This window comes from Microcystis sp. M53603_WE2, from assembly GCF_030065435.1.
The window spans coordinates 1-3,398 of the sequence record NZ_JASJFF010000255.1; the positions used below are offsets into that span (position 1 = coordinate 1).

Here is a 3,398-nt window from a genome sequence, read left to right on the forward strand (position 1 = left end):
AGCATCAATCATAATCGACTGGTACGCAATTTAATTCGCTTGTTAGACAATGCTTTAAGGAAAACTATTTATGAAGTCTTTCCCAGTGATTTGCGACTATGGATACCCCAATATAATCGCGGTTTATACCCAGATTTAATGATTATTGCCGGGGAACCATTATTTAGTGATAATCGCAACGATGAAATTTTAAATCCCTGCCTAATTATCGAAGTTTTATCTCCTTCCACCTCTGGTTATGATCGGGGTGATAAATTTCGTTATTATCGTTCTATACCCCAATTAAACCAATATCTTCTCGTCAGTCAAGGGGAGATACTAATAGAATCCTATAGCAAAACATCAGACAATAATTGGTTACTGCAAGAATACACCCCAGCAAGGGGAATTATATCCCTAGATTCTTTAGGAATTAGCTTAAGTCTTGCCGATATTTACGAAGTAATTGATTTTAATCTCAACTCCTAACTTTAGCTATCTTTTAAGAGGACGTACTAAAAACAATTTTACCATCTTTTACCGCTACCAAACGCAAAGTTAAAGGTCCAGATGTATTAGTTTTACTAGCGGCAATTGCCTCAAGTGTCTCGATAGAATTACCCGACTTTTTCACTTGACCAATAAAGTTAACTACCGTAGTTAATAAACCATCTTCCACCTGAATTGACCCTAAAACTCCCGCACTTCTAGCGCGAAATTGAGCCGAAGCTAAGAGTAAATCTAACCGCTTTTGTAGGTCTTCTTCTGTCATATTTTGGGGATCAATGGAAACGGCAGCGATCACCTGTTTCTCCTCAAAAACTCTTTGATTGGGAACCACATCAGCAAAGACACGAATCTCGCTTTCTCCTAAGACATAATTACCTGCGGAAAGGATTCTCACCACATATTCTTTACCGTCCTGTAATTGTTGACTTAACTGTTCTACCTGTGCTTTTGTGATCTTAACTAAACGCTGGTCAAAATTAGGCTGATTCGGTTGGGTGGCACGGATAGCATTCATATTCGCTTCTCGCAATAACTTATCAATAACAGCGACAATAGCTTGAGTATCAACAATACGAAAAGCTCCAAAAGATAACACCTGTCCCCGGAAAATAGCGATTTGTTTTTCCCGCAATTCTTGATAGGTTTGATAGTATTGTTCTAAAACTTCCACTTCCCGCTTAAGAAAAGCCATTTGGGTTTCTAAATCTTTTAATTTTCCCTCGCGCTGTTCCAAAGCCAAATTTTTATCGACGATCGATCGATCGAGTTCTCCAATACGTTGATCCCGGCGATCAATTTCTAGCTGTAGGGTTTTTTGTTGGGTTTCCAACTGTTGAAGTCGCGCTTGTCTGGCCGTTAATAACTTTTGTTGATTAGCCAACTCTTTATCTCTAACTTGAACGGTGGTTTGTAGTTGATTGATCTGACTAGAAAGAATTGATTTTTGTTGGGACAATTGATCCCGTTGACTGATTAACTGTGCCTTTTGATTAGTTAAAATGACTCGTTCATTGTTTAAATTAGCCACTTCCTTACGAAACTTTTCCAACTGTCCCGAAACTAATCGCAAACGTTGACGCGAAGCTTGATAATTTTTGTTAAGAACCTCTAGACGTTTCTGCACAGCTATCTGTTCACTTTTAGCCGTTTTTAAAGCCTTTTCCACCTGATTTTTTTGCTCGGTGGTTTTTCTCACCTGTCTTTCCAAATCCTTAATAGCGGCACGACGTTCATTTAAAAGACGATCCAGTTCAAAAACCCCTTGACGCAGGGATTTACTAGAAGCAAACAAGACAATTAAAGTCGAACCGGCGATCAAAATTCCCGTTACAATCGTCATCAAAGTCGCGGTTTGTTTCGGACGCAGATTAAATAAACGCATCCTTTTCTTACCGATACGGCTCCCTATGCGATCGCCAACCGCCGCTATCAGACCACCTAAAACCACGATGGCCAAAACCAAAATATAAGCGCTAGTCATCCAGAATTTAAGTAAATTGTTGACTGAGAGCGACGGGATTATGGACGGTAATTTTCTTCTTGTAAATTGAGACCATTTCTTGATCCCGCAGCTCTCCCAATAAACGGGTGACAGTGACGCGGGTAGAACCGATCGCTTCTGCGATCGCTTGGTGAGACAATTTTAGATCCACCCGGATGCCATCGGTGGTGGGAACCCCAAAATCACGACAGAGAATTAACAAAAAACTGACCAAACGCGAACCCATATCCCGGTGAGCCAAGGTTTCGATCATCATTTCCGTTTGCAGAATGCGCGAGGACAACCCCTGCAACATCAACATTGATAAATCGGGATTATTGCGGAGGGATCTTTCTACCTGATCGATCGGGGCCGAGAGTAATTCTACCGGAGTAAAAGCCACGGCATGATAAAAACGATCCGATCGCTGGCCGGTGAGTAAGGATAGCACACCAAAGACGCTATTTTCCCGCAGTAGAGCCACGGTAATTTCTTCTCCCGCTTCATAGACTCGCGACAACTTAACGGCTCCTTTCAGCAAAAAATAGACTCTTTCGGCGGGATCTCCAGGGAAAAAGATCGTTTTGCCACGCTCGAACAATTCCACCACCGGGGGGAAATTGCCGCTGCCGATTCGACGGAACACATCTGCTAGGGGTTTGTCTTGTATTAGGGATAAGTCCATCTCACATCCAAAAAAGGGGAAAATTGTTTTTATTATGCAACGAGTGTCACCTCTATTAAACATAACCGCTCCCTAAACTGGGAAAAGTTTTGGGCGCTTTTTGCCAGACAATGGGGGAGGGGTGATCATTGCTGCCCCGTTATCTGTATCCCTATTATACCGAATCTCGCTGGGGTCGGCTATTGGGGAGATTTTTGTAAGAGAAACGAGAACTATGTTAGATTTAACGGGAAAAAACGCCCTAGTGACAGGAATTGCCAATAATCGCTCGATCGCTTGGGGAATTGCCCAACAACTCCATCAAGCTGGGGCAAATATCGGTGTCACCTATCTCCCCGACGAAAAAGGCCGTTTTGAGAAAAAGGTGCGAGAATTGGCCGATGAACTTAATCCCGCTTTTTATGTCCCCTGCGATGTCCAAAATGACCAACAGGTAGAAGATACTTTCGCTACAGTGGCGGAAAAATGGGGTAAACTGGATATTTTGATTCACTGTCTCGCTTTTGCCGATAAAGAGGGTTTAACGGGCGATTTTACCGCCATCCCTCGGGAAGCTTTCACTAAATCCCTAGATATTAGCACTTTTTCCCTAACCCGTCTAGCTCGATCGGCTAAACCTTTGATGACGGCAGGGGGAAGTATTATCACTCTTACCTATCTCGGCGGTGTCAAGGTAATTCCTAACTATAATTTAATGGGGGTGGCAAAAGCTGGTTTAGAAATGAGTGTTCGCTATTTAGCCGC

General features: G+C 42.6%; 4 protein-coding genes. 2 read left to right on the plus strand and 2 right to left on the minus strand.

Going from position 1 to position 3,398, the window contains the following annotated elements:
* The coding region (locus PX481_RS05605) for a Uma2 family endonuclease (RefSeq protein WP_288093934.1) at positions 1-468 on the plus strand (468 nt) is incomplete at its 5' end.
* Positions 469-481: 13 nt separating this feature from the next.
* On the opposite strand, the gene PX481_RS05610 is transcribed toward PX481_RS05605, so the two are convergent.
* Positions 482-1,969, minus strand: coding sequence for a DUF3084 domain-containing protein (locus tag PX481_RS05610; RefSeq protein ID WP_288093936.1), 1,488 nt, complete (start codon positions 1,967-1,969; stop codon positions 482-484).
* Positions 1,970-1,976: 7 nt separating this feature from the next.
* Positions 1,977-2,654: a global nitrogen regulator NtcA gene (ntcA, locus tag PX481_RS05615; protein ID WP_002793163.1), complete on the minus strand. Its 678-nt coding sequence runs from the start codon at positions 2,652-2,654 to the stop codon at positions 1,977-1,979.
* Between the two features lie 214 nt (positions 2,655-2,868).
* Here ntcA and PX481_RS05620 point away from each other — a divergent pair.
* Positions 2,869-3,398, plus strand: a 530-nt coding sequence (locus tag PX481_RS05620) for an SDR family oxidoreductase (RefSeq protein ID WP_288093938.1), incomplete at its 3' end; no start/stop codon positions are given.

Coding starts and splice junctions, on each gene's coding strand:
- PX481_RS05610 (WP_288093936.1), bottom strand. CDS start 1,969: ATGACTAGCGCTTATATTTTGGTTTTGGCCATCGTGGTTTTAGGTGGT.
- ntcA (WP_002793163.1), bottom strand. CDS start 2,654: ATGGACTTATCCCTAATACAAGACAAACCCCTAGCAGATGTGTTCCGT.